Raw genomic sequence first — 24,588 nt, 5'->3', positions numbered from 1 at the left:
CAATGCTGCTCTCCGACATCTCCATCCGCCGCCCCGTCTTCGCGACGGTGATGAGTCTGCTGCTGATCGTGCTGGGCGTGATGGCGTTCTCGCGCCTGACCCTGCGCGAACTGCCCGCCATCGACCCGCCGGTGGTATCGGTGTCGGTCAGCTACCCCGGTGCCTCGGCCGCGGTGGTCGAAACCCGCATCACCCAGGTGCTGGAGGATGCGCTGGCCGGCACGGAAGGCATCGAGACCATCGAGTCGCGCAGCGTCAACGGCCGCTCCGGCATCACCATCGAATTCAGCCTGGAGCGCGAGATCGAAGCCGCGGCCAACGACGTGCGCGACGCAGTCAGCCGCGTCGTCGACCGCCTGCCCGAGGAGGCCGACGCGCCGGAGATCGAGAAGGTCGAAAGCGATGCCGAGACCATCATGTGGCTCAACATGAACTCGGAAAAGATGGACACCATGGAGCTCAGCGACTACGCCGAGCGCTATGTGGTGGACCGCCTTTCCAGCATCGACGGTGTCGCGCAGGTGCGCCTGGGCGGTGGCCAGCGCTACGCGATGCGCGTCTGGCTGGACCGCGACGCGCTGGCCGCGCGCGGCATCACCGTTGGCGACGTGGAAAGCGCCCTGCGTGCCGAGAACGTGGAACTGCCCGCCGGCCGCATCGAGTCGGCCAACCGTGACTTCACCCTGCGCGTGGCCCGGGGCTACGAGCGCGCCGAGGAATTCGCGCAGATGCCGCTGCGCAAGGGCAACGACGGCTACGTCGTGCGCCTGGGCGACGTGGCGAAGGTGGAGCTGGCTTCGGCCGAGCGCCGCGCCTACTTCCGCAGCAACGGTGCGCCCAACGTTGGTCTGGGCATCATCAAGACATCCACGTCCAACGCGCTGGACGTGGCCAAGGCGGTGCGCGCCGAAGCCGAACGCATCCAGCCGAGCCTGCCGCAGGGCACCAAGATCTTCGTCGCCTTCGACAGCACGGTGTTCATCGAGGCCTCGGTGGAGCGCGTGTACCACACGCTGTTCGAAGCCATCGCGCTGGTGTTGATCGTGATCTGGCTGTTCCTCGGCAGCGTGCGTGCGGCGCTGATCCCGGCGGTGACGGTGCCGGTGTGCCTGGTGGCGGCGTTCATCCCGCTGTACCTGTTCGGTTTCTCCATCAACCTGCTGACACTGCTCGCGCTGGTGCTGTGCATCGGTCTGGTCGTGGACGATGCCATCGTGGTGCTGGAGAACATCCAGCGCCGCGCCGACCTCGGCGAGCCCCGGCTGGTGGCGTCCGCGCGTGGCACGCGGCAGGTGGCGTTCGCGGTGATCGCGACCACGGCGGTGCTGGTGGCGGTGTTCCTGCCGGTGGGCTTTATGGAAGGCAACACCGGCCGCCTGTTCCGTGAGTTGTCGGTGGCGCTGGCCGGTGCGGTGGCGATCTCGGCCTTCGTGGCGCTGACGCTGACGCCGATGATGTCGTCCAAACTGGTGCGGCCGCATAAAGAAGAAAAATCGCTCGCGCTCAACCGCTGGGTCAACGCGCGGCTGGACGCGGTTGGCGTGAGCTATCGACGCTTCCTCGACCGCAGCGTCGAGCGTCCGTGGTTCTTCGGCGGGTTGATGCTCGCCGCGCTGGCGGTCAGTGCGCTGCTGTTCAAGCTGGTGCCGTCGGAACTGGCACCGCCGGAGGACCGGGGCGCGTTCTTCGTCTCCGTGGTCGGCCCTGAAGGCGCCGGCTTTGACTACACCGTGGACCAGGTCCAGCAGGTGGAGACGGTGCTGGCCGCACACACCGGCGACGATCAGCCGATCCAGCGTGCGAATACACGGGTGCCGGGCGGCTTCGGCGCCAGCGAGGAAATGCACACCGGCCAGGTGATCGTGTTCCTGCAGGACTGGGACAAGCGCGACGTCAGCACCAACGACGTGGTCGACAGCCTGCGCGGCGAGTTGGGCAAGCTGCCCGGCGTGCGCGCCAACCCGTCGGTACGCACCGGCCTGGTGCGCAGCCGTGGCCAACCGGTGCAGATCGTGCTGGGCGGCCCGGACTATGCCGAGCTGGCGCAGTGGCGCGACCGCCTGCTGGCGCGCATGGAGCGGAACCCGGGCCTGTTCTCGGTCGACTCCGATTACAAGGAAACGCGTCCGCAGATGCGCGTCGACATCGACCGTCAGCGTGCCGCCGACCTGGGCGTCAGCGTGACCGCCATCGGCAGCGCGCTGGAGTCGATGATGGGCAGCCGCCGCGTCACCACGTTCGTGCAGGACGGCGAGGAGTATGACGTGGTGGTGCAGGCCGGCAAGGAAGGCCGCGCTTCGCCGGCCGACCTGGCCGCAATCCAGGTGCGTGCGCGCGATGGCAGCCTGGTGCCGTTGTCGAACCTGGTCACGCTGCGCGAACTGGCCGAGCCGGGCAGCCTGAACCGCTTCAACCGCCTGCGCGCCATCACCATCAGCGCGGGCCTGTCGCCGGGCTACCGCATGGGCGACGCGATCGAGTGGCTGCAAGGCGTGGTTCGCGAGGAACTGCCCGAGCACGCGCAGATCGACTGGAAGGGCGAGTCGCGCGAGTACCAGCAGGCCGGTGGCGCGGTGCTGCTGACCTTCGCGTTGGCGCTGCTGATCGTGTTCCTGGTGCTGGCGGCGCAGTTCGAGAGCTTCATCCACCCGCTGGTGATCATGCTGACCGTGCCGCTGGGCGTGCTGGGCGCGTTGCTGGGCCTGTGGCTTACCGGCGGCACGCTCAACCTGTTCAGCCAGATCGGCATCGTGATGCTGGTGGGCCTGGCGGCCAAGAACGGCATCCTCATCGTCGAGTTCGCCAACCAGCTGCGCGACGAAGGCCGTCGCATCCACGACGCCATCGTCGAAGCCTCGGCCGTGCGCCTGCGCCCGATCCTCATGACCTCGATTGCCACCGTGGCCGGCGCGCTGCCGCTGGTGCTGGCCGGCGGCCCGGGCTCGGCCAGCCGCGCCACCATCGGCGTGGTGGTGATCTTCGGCGTGTCGTTCTCCACGCTGCTGTCGCTGGTGGTGGTGCCGGTGTTCTACGTGCTGCTGGCGCGTTATACCCGCTCGCCGGAGGCGGTGACGCGTGAACTGGAGCAACTGGAGGCGACCACGCCTCAGGCCGGCGGGCACGCCTGACAACCGGAGCCGACCGGCGCGGCTGAATGTCGCGCTTTGACTGTAGGCCTGAATGGCGGGCCGGGGCGCCTTTCGGTGCCCTGAGCCCATGCGCCGGGCATCTGGCGCCGTTGAAAGCCGAGCCATGGGTACGAATCGGCGACGGCCGCGCCGGCAAATGCTGGCCTTTGGGGCTGATCCACATCCCAAACCGTACCGTCCGCACCCCCAATGCGGGTATCTTGGGCGCCTTGACCGCGCGTCCGGGGGCGCGCGCCACTTTTCGGGGAGTCATCGGTGGAATCACTGCTCGCGGCAATCAACAACATCATCTGGAGCAAGGCGCTGATCTTCATGTGCCTGGGTGCCGGCATCTTCTTCACCATCCGCACGCGCTTCATGCAGGTACGCGGCTTCGTGGAGATGTTCCGGCTCACCGTCACCGGGCAGAGCTCCGCGGCGGGCGTCTCCTCGTTCCAGGCGCTGGCCATGTCGATGGCTGGCCGCATCGGCATCGGCAACATCGCCGGTGTCGCCACCGCGATTGCCTTTGGCGGACCCGGTGCGGTGTTCTGGATGTGGGTGATGGGCTTCCTGGGAGCGTCCACCTCGTACGTGGAATGCACCCTGGCGCAGATCTACAAGGTCAAGGACGCCGAAGGGCGCTACCGCGGCGGCCCGGCGTACTACATCGAGAAGGCCATGGGCCTGAAGTGGTACGCGTTGCTGTTCGCGTTCGCCACCATCATCGCCACCGGCTTCCTGATGCCGGGCGTGCAGGCCAACGCCATCGCCGACAGCGCGGCCAATGCCTGCCAGGGCACGGCGCTGTGCGGCGCGATGGACGGACAGTGGATGGGCATGCCGGCGCGTGAGGCGCTGAAGCTGGGCATCGGCCTGGGCGTCGCGCTGATGCTGGCCGTCATCATCTTCGGTGGCGTCAAGCGCATCGCCAACTTCGCCGAAGTGGTCGTGCCGTTCATGGCCGCCGGTTTCATCCTGATGGCGCTTACGGTGATGGTGCTCAACGCCGAGCAGGTGCCGAAGATGTTCGGCCTGATTTTCAGCAGCGCCTTCGGTACGCATGCCGCATTCGGCGCGCTGTTGGGCCTGGCGGTGGAGTGGGGCGTGAAGCGTGGCGTGTATGCCAACGAGGCAGGCCAGGGCACCGGCCCGCACGCGGCTGCCGCGGCCGAGGTCTCGCACCCGGCCAAGCAGGGTTATGTCCAGGCCTTCGCCATCTATATCGACACCATGCTGGTGTGCACCTCCACGGCGTTCCTGGTGCTGGCCTCGGGCATGTACAACGTGCATGCGCCCGATGGCGCGGCGATGCTGCATAACGCCCTGCCCGGCGTGGAGCCGGGCCCGGGCTTTGCCCAGGCGGCGGTGGAATCCATTCTCCCGGGGTGGGGCGCCGGCTTCGTGGCGGTCGCGCTGTTCTTCTTCGCCTTCACCACGATCATGGCCTACTACTACATGGCCGAGACCAACCTGACTTACGTGGCCGGCACCGGTCGCACGCATCCGCTGGCGATCCTGCTGCTGCGCCTGGGCATCATGGCGATGGTGGTGTTTGGCGCCTTCCACAACGCCACCCAGGCATGGGCGCTGGGCGACATCGGCGTGGGCCTGATGGCGTGGCTGAACATCATCGCGATCCTGATCCTGCACAAGCCAGCAATGCTGGCGCTGCGCGACTACGAGATGCAGAAGAAGGCGGGCAAGGAACCGGTGTTTGATCCGGACGCGCTGGGCATCCGCAATGCGGAGTTCTGGCGTCGTCCGGGTGGTGGCAACGCGTGATCGGACAGCAACGATGAGCGAGCGTCGCCCCCCTCGCCCCGGCCAGGGCCGCGGCCAACCACCGCGGCAGGACGGGCCCTCACGCCCGTGGGGTGACCGCGCGGAACGCCCGCGTTCGGCCGGGCAGTCGGACCGGTCGCAATCGGGTGAGCGGCCTGCACGACCGCGTTCCGCCGAACCTGCGGATCGCGGTGACCGGCCGTGGGCGGAACGCGCCCCGCGTGGCGCCACCCCGACGCGTGCCCGTGACCTGCCGCCACGCGGGCGCCCCGCCGCCGAATCGCCGGAGTGGCCAGCGTCCGAGCCGGGTGTCGAAACCGCCGCCCCTCGCGGCCCGCGCGAGCTGCGGCTGTACGGCCTCAATGCCGTGCACGCCGTGTTCGCCAAACGCCCCGATGCCATCCGCAAGCTGTACCTGACCGAGTCGCGCATCCCCGCGCTCAAGCCGCTGCTGGCGTGGTGCGTGGCGCATCGCGTCGGCTACCGGGTGGTCGAGGACGCCGACCTGGAGAAGCTGTCGGCCAGCGCCCACCATGAAGGCGTGGTCGCGGACGTGTTGCGCGCCGAGCCCGAATCCCTGTCCACCTGGCTGCGCGACCTGCCGGCCGGCCCGCAACTGGCGATCTGGCTGGACGGCGTGGGCAACCCGCACAACCTGGGCGCGATCCTGCGCTCGGCCGCACATTTCGGCGTGTCCGCGGTGCTGTTGCCCAAGCACTCGCCGCTGGCGCTGTCGGGGGCTGCCGCCCGAGTGGCCGAAGGTGGCGCCGAGCACGTGCCGATGGTGCGGCTGGGCCGCACGGACAACGCCCTCGCGCAGTTGCGCGGCGCTGGCTTCACCCTGGCTGCGACGGTCGTCAAAGGCGGCCGCGACGTGTTCGCCACTGAACTGCCGCAGCGCGTGGTGTACGTGGTGGGCGCCGAGGGCGAGGGCATGGACCGCGAACTGGCCGCTGCCTGTGACCTGCAGGTCTCCATCCCCGGGACCGGCGCCGTGGAGAGCCTCAACGTCGCCTCGGCGACGGCGGTGCTGCTGGCGGCATGGCGCGCACGCCAGCGCGAACCCTGATGCTCCCCTGATCGCTGGAGCCGCCCTCGTTTGCAGGCTCCGCCAACGACAACGCCCGGCTTGAAGCCGGGCGTTTTTCATTGGTGCATGCAGGCCGTTCAGTCCGTCGTCTTGGCCTCTTTTGGCGCACTGCCAAAGTCGCCTTCGGCCTGCGCGGCCAGGTAGGCGAACACCGCGTACGCCGCCACGTTCTGCGCCAACGCCTGCGGGTCGATCTTGTCGAAGGTGTCGTCGGGCGTGTGGTGCAGGTCGAAGTAGTCGCTGCCGTCCTGTGCCAGTCGTGCCCACGCCAAGCCGTCCGCGGCGAACGGACTGATGTCCGGACCAGGGCCGCCTTCGCCGGGCACATGCGCGATGCCCAGCGGCGCCAGTACTTCGGCGATCTGCCGGTCAGCGCGCTGCGCATACGCCGGTGCCGAGCTGGAGTAGGCGTAGATGCGGCCCGCGCCGAAATCGCTTTCGGCCGCGAGCTGATGCTGGCGCAACGCCTTGGCATGCTGCTGCGCATAGGCCTTGCCGCCGTACAGGCCCTGTTCCTCGTTGGCAAAGGCCACCACGCGGACCGTCCGCGCCGGAGCCTTGGGTAGTTGCCCGATGAGCGCACCGGCGGCCATGGTCAGGCCCACGCCCGCGCCATCGTCCACCGCCCCGGTGCCAAGGTCCCACGAATCCAGATGGCCACCGATCAGCACCACCTCATTCGGGCGCTTGCTGCCGCGGATCTCGCCGATCACGTTGTAGGACGTGGCGGTACCGGTCCAGCCGCAATCCAGGCTCATGCGCACCTGCTGCGGGCCACGCTGCAGCAGGCGCGTCAGCTGCGCGGCATCGGGCACGGACAGGGCGGCCGACGGGATCGGCGTCAGGCCATCGTCGAAGCGGGTGATACCGGTATGGGGCTGGCGATGGGAATCGGTGCCCGCCGAACGCATCAGGAAACCGATCGCGCCCTTGGTGATCGCCACCGATGGCGCGCGGCTGCGCACGCGCGAGCCGGGGCCGTAGCCGCTGCCATCGCGCGCGCGCTCCATGCGGTAGTCGACGAAGGCGATCTTGCCCGCGAGCGAGCCGGGCGGCGCCGCCTCCAGCGCGGCGAGGTCGGCGAAACGCACCACCTCGGCCTCCACCGTGCCGCCCGGGCTGCCGCCCAGCGCGGTCAGCGCCAGCGGTTGCGCATGCGCCCCCAGCACCTGCGCATGTTCAGCGCGGCGCTCCCACTTGGGGAAGGTCACCGGCTCGACCCACACCTTGTCGTAGCCCAGCTCGCGAAACTTGGCCTGTGCCCACGCCACCGCGCGGGCGTCACCGTCGCTGCCGGCCATGCGCGGCCCCACCTCGGTGGTCAGCGATTCGGTCACGCGGTAGCCCAGGTCGCTGGCCAACGCGGCCTCGCGCAGCTGGCTCGCGGTGGCGATGGCGGATTCGGGGATGCGGGTCTCGCGTTGGGCGGCAGCGGACGGGGCGAGCAGGGTGGCCGTGGCCAAGACGGCGCCGATGGCCGCTGACAGGACGCGCATTAAGGATGCCTCAGGCAAGAACGACGAAGCCACGAGCGTAGCAACCCGTGGCTTCAGCGTGCTGTGCCACCGGTCATGCCACTTTGGTGGCATGCGGGGCGGGAGGCTTACTTCTTCAGCGCATCGCGGATGTCGCGCAGCAGCAGCACTTCCTCGCTCGGGCCGGCGGGAGCGGCCTCGGCGGGCTTGCGCATGCGGTTGTAGGCCTTCAGGAACAGGAAGATCACGAGGGCGATCAGCACGAAGTCGATCGCCGTCTGCAGGAACATGCCGTACTTCACCGCCACTTCGGCCGCGACTTCCTTGCCCGCGGCATCCAGTTGCGCCGGGTTGACCACGTATTTCCAGTCGCTGACGCTGACCCCGCCGGTCGTCGCGCCGACGATCGGCATGACGATGCCATCGACCAGGGCGGTGACGATCTTGCCGAAGGCGGCGCCGATGACCACGCCGACCGCCAGATCGACGACGTTGCCGCGTGCGATGAATTCCTTGAACTCGCTGATCATGCCCATGGGCGGGTGCTCTCCTTGGAGTGGGATGTTGGGTGACGCGGCCGACTATACCGTGCCGGACGGTGGGGTCACGTGGCCCTCGAGCGCCACCACGCCGTCCAGCGAGGCCGCGAACGCATCGCCCACCTGCAGCGGGCCGACGCCCGCCGGCGTGCCCATGAACACCAGGTCACCGGCCTTGAGCGCGAACAGCTTGGACAGCTCGTGCAGGATCTCCGGCACGGTCCAGATCAGGTCGCTCAACGCGCCGTGCTGGCGCTGCGTGCCGTTGATGACCAACGTGAGCGAACGGCCGGCCAGCGCACCGACTTCGGCCGCAGGCACGATCGCACTGATCGGCGCGGACTGGTCGAAGGCCTTGCCGGTGTCCCATGGCAGCCCCTTGGCCTTGGCAGCACCCTGCAGGTCGCGGCGGGTCAGGTCCAGGCCGACCGCATAGCCATAGACCAGCGATTCGGCGCGCGCGGGGTCGAGGATGCCATCGGGTGCATCGGCTCCCAGTGCCACCACCAACTCCACCTCGTGGTGCAGGTCATGCGTGCCGCGGGCGTAGGGCACCTGGCCATCCAGCACCAGCGCATCGGCCGGTTTGCAGAAGAACACCGGCTGCCCGCGCGCGGCGGCGGAGGCCGGGACCGCCGCGCCCATCTCGCGAGCATGGTCGGCGAAATTGCGGCCCACGCAGAATATGCGGCGGACCGGGAAGGAGGCGGAGACCTGCCCGCCGAGGCGGACGGGAACGCGCGGCGTGCTGGCCGCCGGGATGACGTCGCTCATGGAGACTCGAACTGGGGGCGAAGCGGCTAGTGTGCTACGCCGCGCGCCGATCGTCAGCGACTTTGTCGCTGCCCGTGTGCGTCAATGGCTCTGCGGCAGCGCCTGCGGCGTGACCACGCGGTACTCGCCTTCGACCACGTTGGCGGGGCGTGCGACGCGCTTGCCGCGACGTGCCCACAGGCGATAGAGCAGACCGCCGCCGATCATGACCGCGCCAATCACCAGGCTGAAGGCCAGCAGCACCAGAACCAGGCCCAGCCCGACGAGACCCAAGGCAAAGCGCAGCAGGCGGTGGCGCGGCTTGCGCGGCTCGAACGCGGAGCGCACGCGGGACTGGAAGGCGAAGCTGTCGAAACGGAAGGCTTGGGCGGACATTCGGTACGTCGTGACACAATGGCGCAATGCGCCGGTCACCGAAGTATCGTCCACCCCTTCCGGCAGAGGTGTGATGGAATTGTTAAACACGACCCCCGACCCCCGCCCATTGCTGGCACTGGATCACATTTCCGAGGGTGGCTTTGCCGAGATCGAGGTCGTACTCGACGGTGACGCGGAGTCGCTGATCCTCTACCGGGAGGGCGGTGCGGTGCGCGCCTGGCTCAACATCTGCCCGCATGCCGGGCGCCGCCTGGATTGGGCGCCGGGTGAGTTCCTGCGCAGCAAGGACGGGCTACTGGTGTGCGCCGCACACGGGGCCAGTTTCGAGCTGGGTGGTGGCGAGTGCGTCGCGGGCCCCTGCCGCGGCGAGGCGTTGCGCGCGGTGCCGGTCGTGGTTCGCGATGGGGCGGTATTCCTGGCGTAGTCCTGCGGGAAATCAAAACATCAGGTTGACCATCACCACCGCGATCACCGTGTAGATCAGCGACAACGGCCCGCCCACCTGCCACAGTTCCTTGCCGGTGTAACCGGCCGGGCCGGTGACCATCGAGATCACCGGGTTTGACGCGGTCATGAAGTTGTTGGACGCCGACAGCGCCACGATCAGCGCATAGGCGGTGGGGTTGCCCCCGGCCGCCAGGGCCAGGTTGATCGCCAGCGGCACCATCACGATGGTCGCGCCCACGTGGCTGATCACCAGCGAGAACGCCGTCGTCAGCAATGCCAGCGCCAACTGCATGACCCACGCCGGCGTGCCAGAGGGGAACTGCTCGATGCTGTGTCCCGCGACCCATGCGGCCGCGCCGCTGGAGTCCATCGCCCAGCCCAGAGGGATCAGGCAGGCCATCAGGAACACCGTTTTCCAGTTGATCGACGCGTAGGCCTCGTCGATGTTGATCACGCCGGTGATCAGCATGCCGGCCACGCCCGTCATCAGTGCGATCGACACCGGCAGGCGTGACGACAACGCCAGCAGCATCGCCACCGCAAAGATGCCCAGCGCGATCTTCAGCTTGTGCGGACGCTGCTCACCCTTGGGGTAGTCGGTGACCACCACCAGGTCCTTGGACTTGGCCGTCTCGGCCAGGTCGGTCCAGATGCCGTGGACGACCATCATGTCGCCGGCGCGCAGTGGCACATCGCGCACGTTCTCGCGCAGCACGGTCTTGTCGCGGTTCACCGCCAGCAGGTCCAGGCCCATCTGTCGACGCAGCGCCAGCGCGCGCGCGGTCTTGCCGATGAACTTGGACGTGGCCGGGATCACCGCCTCGGCGATGCCGGCACGGCTGGGATTGAACAGGTCGCCAAAGTTGCGCAGCCTGGCGCTCAGGCGCAGGAACTGGTTCTGCGCGAAGTCACTGACCTGCTCCTTCGGCCCCATCGCCCCCAGCACGCTGCCCACCCACAGCCGGGTGTCGGCCGGCGGGGCCAGGCGCGCGTCGTCGCCGGTCTTCAGTGCCAGCAGCAGCGGGGCGTTGTGCAATGCCTCGGCCTCGCCCAGCGACATGCCCACCAGCGGGCTTTCGGCGGTGACGGTCAGCTCGTAGACGTCGCCCTCGATGCCGTAGGCCTTGGCGAAATAGCTCTGGGTGCGCGCGGGCGTGGCGCCGGTGCCATCGTCCTCGCGTTCCAGCTTGCCACCGCGGAAGTGGAAGTAGGCCAGCGAGCCGGCCAGCAGGGCCAGGCCGATCGGCAACGGCGCGAACATCTTCAGCGGTTCGATGGTCGCCGCGCCGGACGGCAGGTTGCCGTTGGCGGCCAGCAGCAGGTCGTTGAGCAGGATCAGCGGCGAATTGCCGACCATGGTCAGGCCGCCGCCCATCACGATCGCGGCCGCGATCGGCAGCAGCAGGCGGGGCAGGGTCAGGCCGGTGCGGGAGGACAGCCGCGAGGCGACGGGCAGGTACAGCGCCATCACCGACGGGTTCTGCATGATCGAGGAGTTGATGCCGGCCACGGCGCCGGTCAGCAGCATCAGCCGCGCCTCCACCCCGTGCGCGCGCCGTAGCAGCCAGCCGGCCAGGCGGTTGAGCGCGCCGGTGCGGTCCAGCCCCGCGCCCAGGATCATCGTGGCGATGATGCTCATCACCGCGTTGGAGGAGAAGCCGTTGAAGATTTCCTCCGGCGCCACCAGCCCGGCCAGGCCGAGCATCACCAATACCACCAGCGCCACCACGTCGGCGCGGATGCGCTCGAACAGGAACATCACCATCGTGAAGCCCACCAGCCCGAGCACGAGCATCATGTCGGTGGTGAGCGTCAGCGCGGTGTCGTCCATGCCGTTCGGGTCAGGCTCTCAGGTCAGGTGTCCGCGACACGGTCGTAGACAAGATCCCACACGCCGTGCCCGAGCTTCTGGCCGCGCGTCTCGAAATGGGTCTGCGGACGCCATTCCGGACGCGGCACCGAGCCACGCGGGCCGGCACGGTTGCTGATGCCGGGCGTCGCGTCGAGCACGTCCCACATCTGTTCCGCATAGTCGTGCCAATCGGTGGCGAGGTGCAAGCGGCCCGTGGGCGCGAGTTTACGCACCAGCAGGGCGGCGAACGCCGGGTTCACCAGTCGGCGCTTGTTATGGCGCTTCTTGTGCCACGGGTCCGGGAAGTAGATGCGGATCTCGTCGAGGCTGCCGTCGGCGATCTCGTTCTCCAGCACCTCCACCGCGTCGTGGTGGTACACGCGCACGTTGTCCGAGGCATCCTCGGCCAGCGCGTTGAGCACGCGGCCCACGCCAGGGGCGTGCACTTCCAGACCGATGAAGTCGCGGGCCTTGTCGTTGGCGCCGGCAAACCGCAGCGCCTCGCCGTTGCCGAAACCAATTTCCACCACGCGCGGCGCCTGGCGGCCGAACACGGCGCCGAAGTCCTTCGGCGTGCCGGCGTAGTCCAGGCCGAAGCGCGGCCACAGCGCGTCGAACGCACGCTGCTGCGCTGGCGTGAAGCGGCCCTGGCGCAGCACGAAGCTGCGGATGCGGCGGTGCCCTTCCTCGACGGTAAAGGGCTTGGGCGGCACTTTGGCGCCGTCGCTGTTGAACGGATCAGTCATGGTTCAAGGGGTGGCGGGCAATGCCGCCTCAGCCGATGAGGCCGTCGATGGGCGAGGAGGCGCTGGCGAAGCGCTTGCGCGGGATGCGGCCGGCCTTGAACGCGGCGCGGCCGGCTTCCACCGCCAGCTTCATCGCATGCGCCATCAGCACCGGGTCCTTGGCACCGGCAATGGCGGTGTTCATCAGTACGCCGTCGCAGCCCAGCTCCATTGCGATGGCCGCATCGGACGCGGTGCCGACGCCGGCATCGACGATGATCGGCACGTTGGCGTTCTCGATGATCTCGATGAGGTTGTACTTGTTCTGCACGCCCAGGCCCGAGCCGATCGGCGCGGCCAGCGGCATCACCGCCACGCAGCCGATCTCCTCGAGGCGCTTGGCCAGGATCGGGTCGTCGGAGGTGTAGACCATCACGTCGAAGCCGTCCTTCACCAGCAACTCGGCGGCGGCCAGGGTCGCCACCACGTCGGGGTACAGCGTCTTCTGGTCGCCCAGCACTTCCAGCTTGACCAGCTTGTGACCGTCCAGCAGCTCGCGCGCCAGGCGGCAGGTGCGCACCGCGTCATCGGCGGTGTAGCAGCCGGCGGTGTTGGGCAGGATGGTGTAGCGGTCCGGCGGCAGCACGTCGAGCAGGTTGGGCTGCCCCGGGTCCTGGCCGATGTTGGTGCGGCGGATGGCAACAGTCACGATCTCCGCGCCCGCGGCCTCGGTGGCCAGGCGGGTCTGCTCCAGGCCGGTGAACTTGCCGGTGCCGGTCAGCAGGCGGGAACGGTAGGGCTTGCCGGCAATGACGAGCGTATCGTCGGCCAGCGGGAGGGGGGCGTGCAGGGTCATGCCAGTATGTTACCAGTGCCGCCCGTCGGCCGAAGTGCTCCGGTGGTCGCGCACGCGCGGTCCCGCCAGTGCCGATGGCCGGATCGTTGGGGCTAACCCGTATTGGTAAGTGGGCAGCGCATCCACATCGCCGGCGTTCCCCCCTGTACCCGGCGCAGATCGCGGCCCGCGGCAGGTCCGCGAGGTACGAAATGGCACGGCTGGCGTAGCCAGCTTCGCAAAGCTTCGGGTCCGGACGCTCAGGAGGAGTGGCGGGCGGCCGGGTTACCTCACCTCGCGGCGCCTGTCCGCATTGAGCTTGATGCCCTTGGGCTCAAAGCCTCTTGGGGGAGCATTCCCCGGCGTGGGGCCTCAGCCGCCGCCGAGTGCGTGCACGATCTCCACGCGATCACCCGTAGCCAGCGTCCACTCGGCGTGGCGGCTGCGCGGCACGATCTCGCCATTCACTTCGACCGCCACGCGGCGGTTTTCCAGCCCTTCGGCCTGCAACAGCTGCAGCACCGAGGCGGGCGCCGTCAGCGCGCGCGGCTCACCGTTCAAGAGGATATCCATCCGCGCATTGTCGTCGCTTGTCCGTGGCAGGGCCAGTGAAGGTCCGTCGGGCCGATGGAGGTGCGGAATGTTAAGGAAATGTCGCGGTGCACCTTGTTCCGTGACCGGGGACATGTTTCGATGCGCCATCCGCGCGGGTACGGTGGGGATTCCGTCGCGTGGCAACGATCGTCAGTTACACCTCAACACCAATTCGGGGAATTGAATGAAGAAGCCTGTCCGTACCGCCCTGGCTGCCGCGCTCCTGCTGGCCGCCGCTCCTGCTTTCGCCCAGACCTTCACCCAGACCGTGTTTTTCGGTGACAGCCTGACCGATGCAGGCTATTTCCGCCCGCTGTTGCCCGCCAGCGTGCGCGCCGTGACCGGCCAGTTCACCACCAACCCGGGTTACGTGTGGGCGCAGCATGTGGCGGACTACTACGGCACGACCGCCTCCGCCAACGGCAATGGCCAGACCGGCACCAATTACGCCGCCGGCGGCGCGCGCGTGGGCGTCAATTCCACCGGTGCGCTGGGCCCGATTCCCTCGCTGGCGACGCAGGTCAACAATTACCTCACCGCCACCGGCGGTCGCGCCGATGCCGGCGCGCTGTACACGGTGTGGGGTGGCGCCAACGACCTGTTCGCCATCACCAATGCCGGCGCGGATCCGCAGACCACCATCGCCGCGGCCGTGGGCGCGGAGATCGGCATCGTCGCCCGTCTGACCGGCGCTGGCGCGCAGTACATCCTGGTGCCGACCGTGCCCGACCTGGGTGCGACCCCGGCCTTCCGCGCCCAGGGCCCGGGCGCGCAGGCCAGCGGTACTGCGCTGTCCACCTCGTACAACAACGCACTGTTTGGCGGCCTCGCCAGCAATGGTCTGCGCGTGATCCCGATCGACACCTTCAACCTGCTGCGCGAGATCATGGCGTCGCCGGGCACCTATGGTTTCACCAACATCACGGGCACCGCCTGCCAGCCGCAGATCACCGCGAACTCGCTGACCTGCAACCCCACCAGCCTGGTCACGCCGGATGCGCCCAACACCTACCTGTTCGCCGACGGCGTGCACCCGACCACCCGCACCCACCAGATGCTGTCGCAGTACGTGGTGTCGGTGATCGAAGGCCCCCGCCAGATGGCGCTGCTGCCCAACGCCGCCTCGGTGGTCGGCCGTGCGCGCGCCGAGCGCGTCGCCGCGCAGCTGGTGCCGGCTGAAGCCGACGGCATGCGCTGGTGGGCCGACGTGCGCGGTGACTTCCAGCGATACGGCGAAGGCGACACCTACGACGGTGCCGGCCCGACCCTGAGCGTGGGCGCCAACTGGACCCGCGGCAACGTGGTGTTCGGCGCGTTCGGTGGCTACGGCCAGCAGGCGCAGGATTGGGGCCGTAGTGGCGGTAGCTTCGACCAGTCCGACGCCAGCCTCGGCGGCTTCATCGGCTGGAAGGCCGACGGCGGCCTGTGGGCCAACGCGCAGGCCAGCTACACCCAGCTGGGCTTCGACACCGACCGCGACGTGGTCCTCGGTCCGGTGACCCGCACCCATTCGGCCTCGGTCGACGGCAGCAACATCAGCTTCGGCGCCAGCGCCGGTTGGGAGTTCGGCGAAGGTTCGCTGCGCCACGGTCCGGTGATCGCGGTGCTGTCGCAGAAGATCGAGATCGACGCATTCGCGGAAAACGACGCGGCGCTGTCGACCTCGCTCGCCTATCCGGAGCAGAGCTTCGACTCGCTGATCGGCTCGGCCGGCTGGCAGGTCAGCGGCACCATCCACGAGCACCTGAAGCCCTACGCGCGCGTCACTTGGGACAAGGAGTTCGAGGACGCGCCGGCGCAGGCCTTCGCGCAGTTGCAGTCGATGCCGAACACGCTGCCGTACGCGGTGCCGGGCCACAGCTTTGACCAGTCCTACGGCACGCTGACCTTCGGTGCGCGCACGCAGCTGCTGGGCATGGATGCCAACGTCGGTACCAGCCTCACCGTGGGTCAGGAAGGCGGCAACCACGCCACCGTGTTCGCTTCGGTGGGCATGGGCTTCTAAGCCCTTGCGCGGCGCCCGCGAGCTGGGCGCCGCGTTGCCAAGCGCGTGGCCCGCGGCATAGACTTGTCGTGTCGCGGGTGTAGTTCAATGGTAGAACTGCAGCTTCCCAAGCTGCTAGCGTGGGTTCGATTCCCATCACCCGCTCCAGATCCAACGGCGGTCAGCTCCTTCGGGGTTGACCGCCGTTTTTGGTTTGCAGGCAGCGGCGCGCCGCGCCTGGCGATGCGGGCCGGACGCATTGGATTCATCGCAGTGTATTCATGCGGCGGGATGCTGGATGGCGTGGTCGGACGATGCTGGGAGGCGCCATGGGAACGACGGTCGTGCTGGGGTGGCGGGAATGGGTGTCGCTGCCGGGGCTGGGCATCGACGCGGTGCGGGCCAAGGTGGACTCGGGCGCGCGCACCTCGGCGTTGCACGTGGATGCGCAATGGCGGTTCCGTGAGCAGGGCGTGCCGTGGGTGGGTTTCCGGGTAAGTCCCGGGGCGCCGGGGCAGGCGGCGGTCGAAGTCGCCGCGCCGATCTGGGACGAGCGGCCGGTCACTGATTCCGGTGGGCATCGCACCTTGCGGGCCTTCCTGCGTACGACACTGGTGCTGGGCGGCATCGAGCGCGAGATCGAGATGAACCTCGCCGACCGCCACGGCATGCTGTTCCCAATGCTGCTCGGCCGGACCGCGATGGCGCGCGCGTTCACCGTCGATCCGGCGCGTTCTTTCCTCCACGGGCGGGCGCGCCCTGTCGCTGCGCCGTCTTCAATGTTCCCCGGGATGCCGTTGTCATGAAGCTCGCGATCCTCTCGCGCAACACCAAGCTCTACTCCACCCGGCGGCTGGTCGAGGCGGCGCGCGATCGCGGCCACACCGTGCGAGTGCTGGATCCGCTGCGCTGCTATATGCGCATCGCCAGCGACGGTTTCCACATGCATTACAAGGGCCGCGAGCTGCGTGGCATCGACGCGGTGATCCCGCGCGTGGGCGCGTCCGTGACCCGCTATGGCTCGGCCGTGCTGCGTCAGTTCGAGCTGATGGGCACCTGGACGCCCAACCCGTCCGACGCCGTGCTGCGCGCGCGCGACAAGCTGCGCAGCCACCAGTTGCTGGCGGCGCAGGGCATCGGCCTGCCGGCGACCGTGTTTGGCGACAACCCGGACGACACCGTTGACCTGCTGTCGATGCTCGGGCCGCCGCCGCACGTGATCAAGCTCAACGAGGGCAGCCAGGGGGCAGGGGTGATGCTGACCGAGAAGCTCTCGGCCTCGCGCGGGGTGATCGAGGCGTTGCGCGGGCTATACGCGCAGTTCGTGGTGCAGGAGTTCATCGCCGAGGCGAAGGGCGCGGACCTGCGCTGCTTCGTGGTCGGCGACCGGGTGGTGGCGGCGATGAAGCGCCAGGCGCCCAAGGGCGACTTCCGCTCCAACCTGCATCGCGGCGGCCAGGCCAAGGGCGTCAAGCCGACCGCCATGGAGCAGGAGACCGCAATTCGTGCCGCCCAGTCGTTGGGGTTGGGCGTCGCCGGCGTCGACCTGATCCGCTCCGCGCGTGGTCCGCTGGTGCTGGAGGTCAACGCCTCGCCGGGCTTGGAGGGCATCGAGGAGGCGTCCGGGGTGGATGTGGCCGGGGCGGTAGTGGATTACGTCTCGCAGTCCGTTGCGACAATAATGCGGTCGACGCGAACCAAGGCGCAGAAGTCTAAGTTATCAGTCGAAGACAGCATTTTAGAAGAAAATGGGCGATTATCGACGCCTGGTGCGTCCAAGCGCGCCAGGCGGGCCCGGCGCGCCTGACGGCCTTGCAGCGAAGGCGGTCATGCCGTTTTAACGGCGCTTTAATCGCTTCCTGAGTACGCTCATCCCTGCCGCAGCTTTGCCTCTCCGCGTCAGGTATGACCCGGGACAGCGCGCTTCGGTATCGGGGCAACACCTTTTGGCCCAGGCGTGGCGATCCCACGTCTGGGTCTTTGTTTTCCTGCGCACACCGCTTGCCGATTGCACCATTTCCACTGCAACGTATACCGGTGCAGCGCGCATGAAGCGGATACTGACGGACACTCTGGCAGAATCGTGTCGCACGATGGCGACATTGCCATCGCGGTGATCGGAACCCGGGCGCGGCAACGCGGTCGAATGACCCACCTACAGGACGACTCGATGCGCATCCTAGTCATTGAAGACAACCAGGACATTGCCGCCAACCTTGGCGACTTCCTCGAGGACCGCGGGCACACCGTGGACTTTGCGGCCGACGGCATCACCGGACTGCACCTGGCCGTGGTGCACGAGTTCGACGCCATCGTGCTCGACCTCAACCTGCCGGGCCTCGATGGCCTGGAGGTGTGCCGCAAGCTGCGCAACGAGGCGCGCAAGCAGACGCCGGTGCTGATGCTGACCGCGCGCGACAGCCTGGACAACAAGCTGGCAGGCTTCGATTCCGGCGCGGACGATTACCTGATCAAGCCCTTCGCGCTGCAGGAGGTGGAAGTCCGCCTCAACGCGCTGGCGCGCCGCGGGCGCGGCGTGCAGACCCGCGTGCTGAACGTGGGCGACCTGGAATACAACCTGGACACGCTGGAAGTGCGGCGCCAGGGCAAGCTGCTGCAGCTCAACCCGACGGCGCTGAAGATCCTGCAGGCGCTGATGGAGGCGTCGCCGGCGGTGGTCACCCGGCAGGAGCTGGAGACGCGGGTGTGGGGCGAGGAGCTGCCCGACTCGGACAGCCTGCGCGTGCACATCCACGGCCTGCGCGCGGTGCTGGACAAGCCCTTCGGCGAGCACATGATCCAGACCCGCCACGGTATCGGCTACCGCATCGCCCCACCCGATGGCGCCAGCTGACCCGGCTCCCGCGCCGCGTCGCCATCGGCGGCGCTACCGCAGGCGGCTGCGCAGCCGCATCATCCTCGGCTTCGTCCTGCTCGGCTTCGGGCTGACGATGCTGTTCGCGTTCGCGACCAACTGGACCCGCACGAGGGTCGAGAACACGCTGGTCGAAGACGTGATGAACCGCAACATCGACGAGTACGCGCGCCAGTACTTTGCCAAGCCCGACCAGAAGCCCGAGTTTGGCGTGCAGCAGATGCTGGGCCGCGTGGTGAAGCGCGAGAACTTCGAGGCGCTGCGCCTGGAGCAGCCCGACTGGTACGAACTGGGCGACGGCATCCACAGCATCACCGGCATCAACCCGGACGGCAGCCCGTTTGCCTACAAGCTGGCAGTGCGCAAGACGCCGGACGAATGGTTCTTCCTCGCCTACGACATGACCCAGTCGATGCGCGGCGAGATGCAGTTCAATCGGGCCATCTACAGTTCGGTCGTGGTGTTCACCCTGCTGTCGCTGCTGGTGGGCTGGTGGTCGGCCTCGCGGGTGATGAGCCCGGTATCGGAGTTGGCGACGCGGCTGAAGCGTTCCGGCCGCACCGCGCAGGCCGAAGCGCTGGCCAGCCACTTCCCCGACGACGAGGTGGGCCAGCTGGCCGCCGCGCTGGACGACTACGCCGAGCGGCTGACCGAGGTGGTGCAGCGCGACCGCGAGTTCAACGCCGACGTCAGCCATGAACTGCGCACGCCGCTCGCCGTGATCCGTGGCGCGGTGGAACTGCTGCTGTCCAAGCCGGAGCTGGATGACAAGACCCGCGGCCGCCTGCAGCGCATCCAGCGCGCCGAGCAGCAGTGCACCGACCTGATCAGCGCACTGTTGCTGTTGTCGCGCAACGAGCGTGGCCACGGCGCCACCGATGTGGCGCGCCAGGCGGAGCAGTTGCTGGATGTGCATCGCACGCAGTTGGGCGGCAAGGCGCTGGAACTGCGGCTTGAGGGCGAGCGCGGTTTGGTGGTGGATGCGCCCGAGGCGGCAGTCGCCGTGGCCTTGGGCAACCTCATCGGCAATGCGGTGAAGTACACGCCCAGTGGCGAGGTCGTGGTGCGGTTCCATGGCCACGCGGTGGAGGTGGCCGACTCCGGGCCGGGGCTGAGCGCGGAGGATGCCGCCAAGCTGTTCCAACGCGGCTACCGCGGCACCCATGCCGGGCACTCGCAGGGCGGCGGCATCGGCCTGTCGATCGTGCGTCGGCTCTGCGACCTGTACGGCTGGAACGTCAGCGTGCGCCCGGGCGAAGAGCGGGGTGTGGTCGCGACCCTGACCTTCGTGCGCTGAGGGGCGGAAACGGCAACGCCGCCGGGGTCACCGGCGGCGTTGCGGGTCGAGCGCGTCCTTCGATGTGACCGACCAGCCGGGAGGTGCCGTGCGGGCGACCTCCCGGGTGCCTCAGTCCAGCATTTCCAGCCAGCCGTGCTTGTCGGCCGTGCGGCCGTCGAACAGGCCGAAGAACAGTTCCTGGATGCGACGGGTGACCGGGCCGGCGTGGCCGGCGCCGACCTGGCGGCCGTCGACCGAGCGGATCGGGGTGATCTCGGCGGCGGTGCCGCACATGAACAGCTCGTCGCACAGGTACAGGTACTCGCGCGGCATGTCGCGCTCCACCACCTCGATGCCGGCATCCTTGGCCAGGGTGATGATGGTATTGCGGGTGATGCCGTTGAGCAGCGCGGCGCTGACCGGCGTGGTGTGCAGCGCGCCATCGAACACCAGGAACAGGTTCTCGCCGGCGCCTTCGCTCAGCAGGCCGGTGGAGGCCAGCGCGATGCCTTCGCCGAAGCCCAGGCGACGCGCCTCACGCGCGATCAGCTGGCCCGACAGGTAGTTGCCGCCGGCCTTGGCGCCGGCCGGGATGGTGTTGGGCGCGAAGCGCTGCCAGCTGGACACGCAGGCGTCGATGCCGGCTTCCAGTGCGCCGTCGCCCAGGTACGGGCCCATGAACCACGAAGCCACCGACATCTCCACCGGGGTGTCGGCCGAGAGGCCAAAACCACCGAGGCCGCGGTAGGCGAACGGACGCAGGTAGGCCTTGGTCAGGTCGTTTTTCTTGATGACCTCGCGGCAGGCCGCGTTGAGCGTGGCCAGGTCGTAGGGCATCGGCATGTCATAGATGCGGGCCGAGGCGTACAGGCGCTTGTTGTGGTCGGTCAGGCGGAAGATCGCCGGGCCGTTGGGCGTCTCGTAGCAGCGGATGCCTTCGAATACCGAGGAGCCGTAGTGCAGGGCATGCGCCATCACGTGGGTGGTGGCATCGGCCCAACGCTTGATCTCGCCGTTGTGCCAGATCCATTCAGGGTATTGCATGCTCATGCCAGCGTCTCGGTGGGCGAAAAGCGGCATTTTACTGCTTGGCGGACGCGCTGGCTGGGCGATTGCACCAGAAAAGGCGTTCACCGCGGCGGAAACAGAAGCGCCGCGCGGGTAAGCCGCGCGGCGCCAGGACAGCGGATGGTGGTTGGATCAGCGGAAGCCGGCGACGGTTGCCTTGGTCTCCACCAGCACGCGCTGGTTGTGGCTCTTGTCGTAGGTGCCCATCGGCACGCCGCCGTAGGTCACCGCCGGGTTGGACCAGTAGTTCAGGCGCGGGCAGCCGGCGCCGGTGCAGTTGTAGGCCATGACGGTCCGCCAGCCGTTGTCCGGGGCGCGATAGCCGTGGCCATACGCGTACGGCGAGGTGGTCGGATCAGCGGCCGGGTCATGGCGGGCCGACTGCAGGTGGCCCACCTCGTGCGCGAAGCTGTAGTAGCCGGTGATGCAGTCCCAATAGGCGACGGCGAACGCGGTGGAGGCGGTGGAGCCGATGCCCGATGCCAAGCCGCACGACGAGGCATCGTTATTGACCAGAACGCCCACATCAGCGGCATTCGCGTCACGGGTGGCATGGATGCCGTCCATGTAGCCGTCGGTGGTGCTGCGGAAACGGCTGAGGTCGGTGCTCATGCCCGCCGTGGCATACGTGGTGGTCGAATAGTTGGCCAGCACCATGTTGATGCCCACGTTGGAGTTCACGTAGCCCTGGTTGGACTCGGCCACGGCCAGCTCCACCAGCGCTTGCATGTCGCCGCCGTAGGCGGTGATCGCATCGTTGGTTGCCACCACCATCACGCGGATGGTCTGGGTCGGGCCCGGGTCGACCGGCGTACCGCCGCCGCCGCAATTGGTGCGGCACGGCTTGCCACTGGCGGTGACCTTCTTCGCTGCGGCGTCGAAAATCTGCTGGTAGGCATTGGCCGGATGGTCGGCCGGCATGCGCGATTCATCAACCTCGATCACCGCCGTCTCGCCGCTGGGCAGCGGGCGGATGCGGTACAGCTGGCCGGCGACGCGCGCGGTGCCGGTGATCGCGTCGCCGTGGCGAACCAGCACCACGTCATTGAGCGGATCGGCGGTCGTGTCGCGCGGGGCATAGCCGCGCTGGGTGGCCGTGTCGCGGACGTGGCCCACCCAAACGGTGCTGCCTCGTGCCGTGCGCTCACTGCGGGCGCGGTCGACGGTCAGTCGACGGCCGCCAAGCTGCAGTTCGATCTGGCTGCTGTCGCTGGCGCTGGCATCCACGGAGACGATGCGCAGGTCGCGGGTGCTGGGGTTGGCCAGCAGCGTCTCGAGCACGCGCTCGTTGCGGGCGTCGGCGTGGTTGGACTGGGCGACGAACAGCGGCTTGCCGGCCGCGACCGCCGAGCCGGCGAGCACGAAGCCGGCCAGCCCCGCGGCAATGCGAAGGGTGTGGTTCATGGTTTGGATTTCCCGAATGGTGACGCACGAATCCGTCGTGCGCCGCCAAGGGTCGTTCAGGAGGGGCTGGCCGACAAGTTGCGCTGCAACATGCCCGTGCCGGTCAGAAGCTGATCCACAGGCAGTCGAGGTGGCGGCGCAGGCCGAAGTACGTGCGCGCCGGGGTGCTGCCATTGTCCAGCGTCTGCTCCACGCGCAACCCCACCGGTGCCTGCCGCACCGTGGTCTGTGGGTAGTACTCGCCATCCACGCCTTCGGGCGAGGATGGCATCACCGCGGATACGTCCACCAGCGGGCGATCAACGATAATGGCCAGGCGGTCCAGGATGCGGTAACCCTCGTCACTGGACAGGCCGGGCCAGTGGTACAACGCGGCGAGCCGGTTCGCGTCACGGCTGTCGATGGCGCTGGTGACTTCAAAGATGAGGTCTTGCACGTTGTGCGGGCAACGGGCGGCGCGCATGCCTTTCGACACGGCCCCCGGCGCAGCCGGTGTAGGCGGTGCGTCCGCGGCGTTGATGTCGCGACAACGCTTGTCGGTGTAGGTGGTGCGCCCATCCTCGGCGGTACAGCGGTGCACCTTTGCCACCGCGGGCGCGGGAGACGCGCCCGCGCCGATGCCGACCGCGAGCAGCGTGACCAGGAAGGCGGCGGGATGGCGTGGCATCGGCGCAGGGTAGCGCCCGCTTCCAGCGCCGAACAGTGCGCTTATCGACGATTCGGCGCCGTGGTTGCGCCCGGGTTCAGACCGGGCGCACCGAGTCTGCGCTTCGCAATGCGACGTCGGTCAGAATTCCACGAAGTAGCAGCCCTGATAACGCTTCACGTCCAGGTCGACGATGCGCTGCTCGCCGCCGTCGCCAAACCACAGCTGCATGATCCCGGCGCCCGCGTCGCCGGAGCTGGTGGAGGCGTCGGCCAACTGCAGGCCGGCCGGCCCCAGCGTGGCATCCAGGTAGCGCGCGTCCATAAGCGGTGTGTCATTGAGGCGGTCGATACGTTCCATGCCCATCTGACCCTCGCGGTGTGTCATGCCCGCCCATTGGAAACTCTCGGCGATGCGATTGATGTCACCCAGTGCGAATGCGCCGCGAAGGTCCATCGCCAGCTGCGTGGCGGAGCGTGCGCAACCGGCAGCGGCCGAGCGGCGGCCCGGTGCGACGGCGGGGGCGAGGAGCTGGCTGGCATCGGCGAGATCGTAATGCGCTTCGGCCATCGCCTCTTCGCGCGCGATGCGCGTCATCAGCTCACCGGACATCGGCGTCGCCGTGGCGCCGTGAACCGAGCAGGGCTTGTCGGTGTAGATGGTGGTGCCGTCAGTTGCCTGGCAACGCTGGATGCCGGTGCCGGCGTTGACCGGCGTTGCGACAGGCATCGATGCGGCCAGCAGGGTGAGGGCAGCGGCAGCAGTGGCGTGAAGCGTTTTCATGGCAAGTGCGACTAACAACGTGGGGGTACGTGCATGCTCCCCGCGTAGTCGTCAACGTGCCGTGTGAAAAGTGCCTCCGGGGCTGAACCCTGCTCAAACCGCGCCGATTCGCGCCAATACGTTCAGTGTCGGTTTCGACAGATTAAGCGTGTAGAAATGCAGGCCGGGTGCCCCGCCGTCGACCAAGCGCCTGCACAACTGCGCGACGACTTCCGCACCGAACTCACGCACGCTGTCCACGTCATCGGCGTACGCCTGCATGCGCTGTGCCACCCAACGCGGGATCTCGGCGCCGCACAGCTCCGAGAAACGGCGGATCTGGCTGAAATTGGAGATCGGCATGATGCCCGGCACGATCGGTACGTCCACGCCGGCCTTGCGGGCGTCGTCGACAAAGCGGAAGTACGCATCCGCGTTGTAGAAGTACTGGGTGATGGCACCGTTGGCGCCGGCCTTGACCTTGGTGACGAAGGCCTTGATGTCGGCGTGCGCATCGCGTGCCTGCGGATGCGTTTCCGGGTAGGCCGCCACTTCTATGTGGAAGTGATCGCCGGTTTCGTTGCGGATGAACTCGACGAGTTCGCTGGCGTAGCGCAGGTCGCCGGGGCTGACCATGCCCGAGGGCAGGTCGCCGCGCAGCGTGACCAGGCGGCGCGCACCCAGTGCCTTGTACAGCTTGAGCAACCCGCGGATTTCCTCGCGCGAGCCGCCCATGCAGGTGATGTGCGGGGCCGCGTCGTAGCCGTGGCGGCCGCGCAGGTGCTGGATGGCCTCGGGCGTGTGGCTGAGCGTGGAGCCGCCCGCGCCAAAGGTGACGCTGACGTAATCCGGCGACTGGGCCTTCAGCTTGGCGGCGGTCTTGTCGAGCTGCGCGCGCTGCTCGTCGGTCTTCGGCGGATAGAACTCGAAGCTGATGGGGAAAGACAT

General features: G+C 68.3%; 21 protein-coding genes, 1 tRNA gene, 1 pseudogene and 1 riboswitch. Of the genes and pseudogenes, 10 read left to right on the top strand and 13 right to left on the bottom strand.

Annotated elements, in window-relative coordinates:
- Positions 1–2 precede the first annotated feature (2 nt).
- From N800_RS05245 to N800_RS05235, 3 genes are all read left to right on the top strand, one after another.
- Entirely contained in the window at positions 3–3,128 is a 3,126-nt protein-coding gene (locus tag N800_RS05245) for an efflux RND transporter permease subunit (protein ID WP_036135575.1), read from the top strand.
- Between the two features lie 276 nt (positions 3,129–3,404).
- Positions 3,405–4,913 (top strand): alanine/glycine:cation symporter family protein, encoded by a 1,509-nt coding sequence (locus N800_RS05240; RefSeq protein ID WP_036135573.1) that lies wholly within the window; start codon positions 3,405–3,407, stop codon positions 4,911–4,913.
- A gap of 13 nt (positions 4,914–4,926) precedes the next feature.
- Positions 4,927–5,982, top strand: coding sequence for a TrmH family RNA methyltransferase (locus N800_RS05235; RefSeq protein WP_084087230.1), 1,056 nt, complete (start codon positions 4,927–4,929; stop codon positions 5,980–5,982).
- A gap of 98 nt (positions 5,983–6,080) precedes the next feature.
- Here N800_RS05235 and N800_RS05230 read toward each other — a convergent pair whose 3' ends face one another.
- The 4 genes from N800_RS05230 to N800_RS05215 all read right to left on the bottom strand — a co-directional run bounded on the left by N800_RS05230 (position 6,081) and on the right by N800_RS05215 (position 9,166).
- A complete protein-coding gene (locus N800_RS05230; protein ID WP_036135570.1) occupies positions 6,081–7,499 on the bottom strand; it encodes a M28 family peptidase in 1,419 nt (472 codons plus the stop codon).
- A 107-nt stretch (positions 7,500–7,606) separates the two neighbouring features.
- Positions 7,607–8,014 carry a large-conductance mechanosensitive channel protein MscL gene (gene mscL / locus N800_RS05225; RefSeq protein ID WP_036135568.1) on the bottom strand — a complete coding sequence of 136 codons (408 nt, stop codon included), beginning with the start codon at positions 8,012–8,014 and terminating at the stop codon, positions 7,607–7,609.
- Positions 8,015–8,059: 45 nt separating this feature from the next.
- Positions 8,060–8,791: a fumarylacetoacetate hydrolase family protein gene (locus N800_RS05220; RefSeq protein ID WP_036135566.1), complete on the bottom strand. Its 732-nt coding sequence runs from the start codon at positions 8,789–8,791 to the stop codon at positions 8,060–8,062.
- A gap of 81 nt (positions 8,792–8,872) precedes the next feature.
- A complete protein-coding gene (locus tag N800_RS05215; RefSeq protein ID WP_036135564.1) occupies positions 8,873–9,166 on the bottom strand; it encodes a hypothetical protein in 294 nt (97 codons plus the stop codon).
- A gap of 73 nt (positions 9,167–9,239) precedes the next feature.
- On the opposite strand from N800_RS05215, the gene N800_RS05210 reads away from it, so the two are divergent.
- Positions 9,240–9,593: a Rieske (2Fe-2S) protein gene (locus N800_RS05210; protein WP_036135562.1), complete on the top strand. Its 354-nt coding sequence runs from the start codon at positions 9,240–9,242 to the stop codon at positions 9,591–9,593.
- A 12-nt stretch (positions 9,594–9,605) separates the two neighbouring features.
- Here N800_RS05210 and N800_RS05205 read toward each other — a convergent pair whose 3' ends face one another.
- The 4 genes from N800_RS05205 to thiS all read right to left on the bottom strand — a co-directional run bounded on the left by N800_RS05205 (position 9,606) and on the right by thiS (position 13,601).
- Positions 9,606–11,447, bottom strand: a complete 1,842-nt coding sequence (locus N800_RS05205; protein WP_036135560.1) for an SLC13 family permease — start codon at positions 11,445–11,447, stop codon at positions 9,606–9,608.
- Positions 11,448–11,470: 23 nt separating this feature from the next.
- Positions 11,471–12,214, bottom strand: coding sequence for a tRNA (guanosine(46)-N7)-methyltransferase TrmB (trmB, locus tag N800_RS05200; RefSeq protein ID WP_036135558.1), 744 nt, complete (start codon positions 12,212–12,214; stop codon positions 11,471–11,473).
- A gap of 28 nt (positions 12,215–12,242) precedes the next feature.
- A complete protein-coding gene (locus N800_RS05195; protein ID WP_036135556.1) occupies positions 12,243–13,049 on the bottom strand; it encodes a thiazole synthase in 807 nt (268 codons plus the stop codon).
- Positions 13,050–13,232: 183 nt separating this feature from the next.
- Positions 13,233–13,321: riboswitch (cyclic di-GMP riboswitch) on the top strand.
- 79 nt (positions 13,322–13,400) lie between these two features.
- The gene (thiS, locus tag N800_RS05190; RefSeq protein WP_036135554.1) at positions 13,401–13,601 is read right to left on the bottom strand and encodes a sulfur carrier protein ThiS; all 201 of its coding nucleotides are present in this window, start codon (positions 13,599–13,601) and stop codon (positions 13,401–13,403) included.
- A gap of 229 nt (positions 13,602–13,830) precedes the next feature.
- Between thiS and N800_RS05185 the strand changes: the two genes are divergently transcribed.
- The 6 genes and pseudogenes from N800_RS05185 to N800_RS05160 all read left to right on the top strand — a co-directional run bounded on the left by N800_RS05185 (position 13,831) and on the right by N800_RS05160 (position 19,778).
- The gene (locus N800_RS05185; RefSeq protein ID WP_198032475.1) at positions 13,831–15,627 is read left to right on the top strand and encodes an autotransporter domain-containing protein; all 1,797 of its coding nucleotides are present in this window, start codon (positions 13,831–13,833) and stop codon (positions 15,625–15,627) included.
- Positions 15,628–15,700: 73 nt separating this feature from the next.
- Positions 15,701–15,774 (top strand) — tRNA-Gly (locus N800_RS05180).
- A 161-nt stretch (positions 15,775–15,935) separates the two neighbouring features.
- Complete coding sequence (locus N800_RS05175; RefSeq protein ID WP_036135728.1) at positions 15,936–16,412, top strand: ATP-dependent zinc protease family protein; 477 nt, start codon at positions 15,936–15,938, stop codon at positions 16,410–16,412.
- Positions 16,409–17,278, top strand: a pseudogene (rimK, locus tag N800_RS05170) (30S ribosomal protein S6--L-glutamate ligase); the annotation flags it as partial. The gene N800_RS05175 and the pseudogene rimK, both read left to right, overlap by 4 nt.
- 498 nt (positions 17,279–17,776) lie before the next feature.
- Positions 17,777–18,460 carry a response regulator transcription factor gene (locus tag N800_RS05165; RefSeq protein WP_036135723.1) on the top strand — a complete coding sequence of 228 codons (684 nt, stop codon included), beginning with the start codon at positions 17,777–17,779 and terminating at the stop codon, positions 18,458–18,460.
- Positions 18,447–19,778 (top strand): sensor histidine kinase, encoded by a 1,332-nt coding sequence (locus tag N800_RS05160; protein ID WP_036135550.1) that lies wholly within the window; start codon positions 18,447–18,449, stop codon positions 19,776–19,778. Before N800_RS05165 ends, N800_RS05160 begins: the two co-directional genes overlap by 14 nt.
- A 111-nt stretch (positions 19,779–19,889) precedes the next feature.
- Here the strand turns inward: N800_RS05160 and N800_RS05155 are convergent, their stop codons facing one another.
- The 5 genes from N800_RS05155 to metF form a co-directional block, all read right to left on the bottom strand.
- Positions 19,890–20,810: a branched-chain amino acid transaminase gene (locus N800_RS05155; RefSeq protein ID WP_036135548.1), complete on the bottom strand. Its 921-nt coding sequence runs from the start codon at positions 20,808–20,810 to the stop codon at positions 19,890–19,892.
- A gap of 150 nt (positions 20,811–20,960) precedes the next feature.
- Positions 20,961–22,232: a M12 family metallo-peptidase gene (locus tag N800_RS05150; protein ID WP_036135546.1), complete on the bottom strand. Its 1,272-nt coding sequence runs from the start codon at positions 22,230–22,232 to the stop codon at positions 20,961–20,963.
- A 103-nt stretch (positions 22,233–22,335) separates the two neighbouring features.
- Complete coding sequence (locus N800_RS05145; RefSeq protein ID WP_052107938.1) at positions 22,336–22,899, bottom strand: DUF4124 domain-containing protein; 564 nt, start codon at positions 22,897–22,899, stop codon at positions 22,336–22,338.
- 120 nt (positions 22,900–23,019) lie between these two features.
- The gene (locus tag N800_RS05140; RefSeq protein WP_036135545.1) at positions 23,020–23,661 is read right to left on the bottom strand and encodes a hypothetical protein; all 642 of its coding nucleotides are present in this window, start codon (positions 23,659–23,661) and stop codon (positions 23,020–23,022) included.
- A gap of 93 nt (positions 23,662–23,754) precedes the next feature.
- Positions 23,755–24,588: a methylenetetrahydrofolate reductase [NAD(P)H] gene (gene metF, locus N800_RS05135; protein ID WP_036135543.1), complete on the bottom strand. Its 834-nt coding sequence runs from the start codon at positions 24,586–24,588 to the stop codon at positions 23,755–23,757.

Origin of the sequence: Lysobacter daejeonensis GH1-9, assembly GCF_000768355.1 — a bacterium.
In the GTDB taxonomy this organism is placed as follows: domain Bacteria; phylum Pseudomonadota; class Gammaproteobacteria; order Xanthomonadales; family Xanthomonadaceae; genus Aerolutibacter; species Aerolutibacter daejeonensis.
Note: the sequence above shows the minus strand (reverse complement) of the source record. Positions and strands in the feature narration are given on the sequence as shown.

What these genes read in the sequence shown, in the direction of transcription:
- N800_RS05205 (WP_036135560.1), bottom strand. Translation starts at nt 11,447, where the DNA reads ATGGACGACACCGCGCTGACGCTCACCACCGACATGATGCTCGTGCTC.
- metF (WP_036135543.1), bottom strand. Translation starts at nt 24,588, where the DNA reads ATGTCTTTCCCCATCAGCTTCGAGTTCTATCCGCCGAAGACCGACGAG.
- mscL (WP_036135568.1), bottom strand. Translation starts at nt 8,014, where the DNA reads ATGGGCATGATCAGCGAGTTCAAGGAATTCATCGCACGCGGCAACGTC.
- N800_RS05150 (WP_036135546.1), bottom strand. Translation starts at nt 22,232, where the DNA reads ATGAACCACACCCTTCGCATTGCCGCGGGGCTGGCCGGCTTCGTGCTC.
- N800_RS05215 (WP_036135564.1), bottom strand. Translation starts at nt 9,166, where the DNA reads ATGTCCGCCCAAGCCTTCCGTTTCGACAGCTTCGCCTTCCAGTCCCGC.
- N800_RS05145 (WP_052107938.1), bottom strand. Translation starts at nt 22,899, where the DNA reads ATGCCACGCCATCCCGCCGCCTTCCTGGTCACGCTGCTCGCGGTCGGC.
- N800_RS05195 (WP_036135556.1), bottom strand. Translation starts at nt 13,049, where the DNA reads ATGACCCTGCACGCCCCCCTCCCGCTGGCCGACGATACGCTCGTCATT.
- N800_RS05230 (WP_036135570.1), bottom strand. Translation starts at nt 7,499, where the DNA reads ATGCGCGTCCTGTCAGCGGCCATCGGCGCCGTCTTGGCCACGGCCACC.
- thiS (WP_036135554.1), bottom strand. Translation starts at nt 13,601, where the DNA reads ATGGATATCCTCTTGAACGGTGAGCCGCGCGCGCTGACGGCGCCCGCC.
- N800_RS05165 (WP_036135723.1), top strand. Translation starts at nt 17,777, where the DNA reads ATGCGCATCCTAGTCATTGAAGACAACCAGGACATTGCCGCCAACCTT.
- N800_RS05245 (WP_036135575.1), top strand. Translation starts at nt 3, where the DNA reads ATGCTGCTCTCCGACATCTCCATCCGCCGCCCCGTCTTCGCGACGGTG.
- N800_RS05235 (WP_084087230.1), top strand. Translation starts at nt 4,927, where the DNA reads ATGAGCGAGCGTCGCCCCCCTCGCCCCGGCCAGGGCCGCGGCCAACCA.
- N800_RS05175 (WP_036135728.1), top strand. Translation starts at nt 15,936, where the DNA reads ATGGGAACGACGGTCGTGCTGGGGTGGCGGGAATGGGTGTCGCTGCCG.
- N800_RS05155 (WP_036135548.1), bottom strand. Translation starts at nt 20,810, where the DNA reads ATGAGCATGCAATACCCTGAATGGATCTGGCACAACGGCGAGATCAAG.
- N800_RS05210 (WP_036135562.1), top strand. Translation starts at nt 9,240, where the DNA reads ATGGAATTGTTAAACACGACCCCCGACCCCCGCCCATTGCTGGCACTG.
- N800_RS05160 (WP_036135550.1), top strand. Translation starts at nt 18,447, where the DNA reads ATGGCGCCAGCTGACCCGGCTCCCGCGCCGCGTCGCCATCGGCGGCGC.
- N800_RS05220 (WP_036135566.1), bottom strand. Translation starts at nt 8,791, where the DNA reads ATGAGCGACGTCATCCCGGCGGCCAGCACGCCGCGCGTTCCCGTCCGC.
- trmB (WP_036135558.1), bottom strand. Translation starts at nt 12,214, where the DNA reads ATGACTGATCCGTTCAACAGCGACGGCGCCAAAGTGCCGCCCAAGCCC.
- N800_RS05140 (WP_036135545.1), bottom strand. Translation starts at nt 23,661, where the DNA reads ATGAAAACGCTTCACGCCACTGCTGCCGCTGCCCTCACCCTGCTGGCC.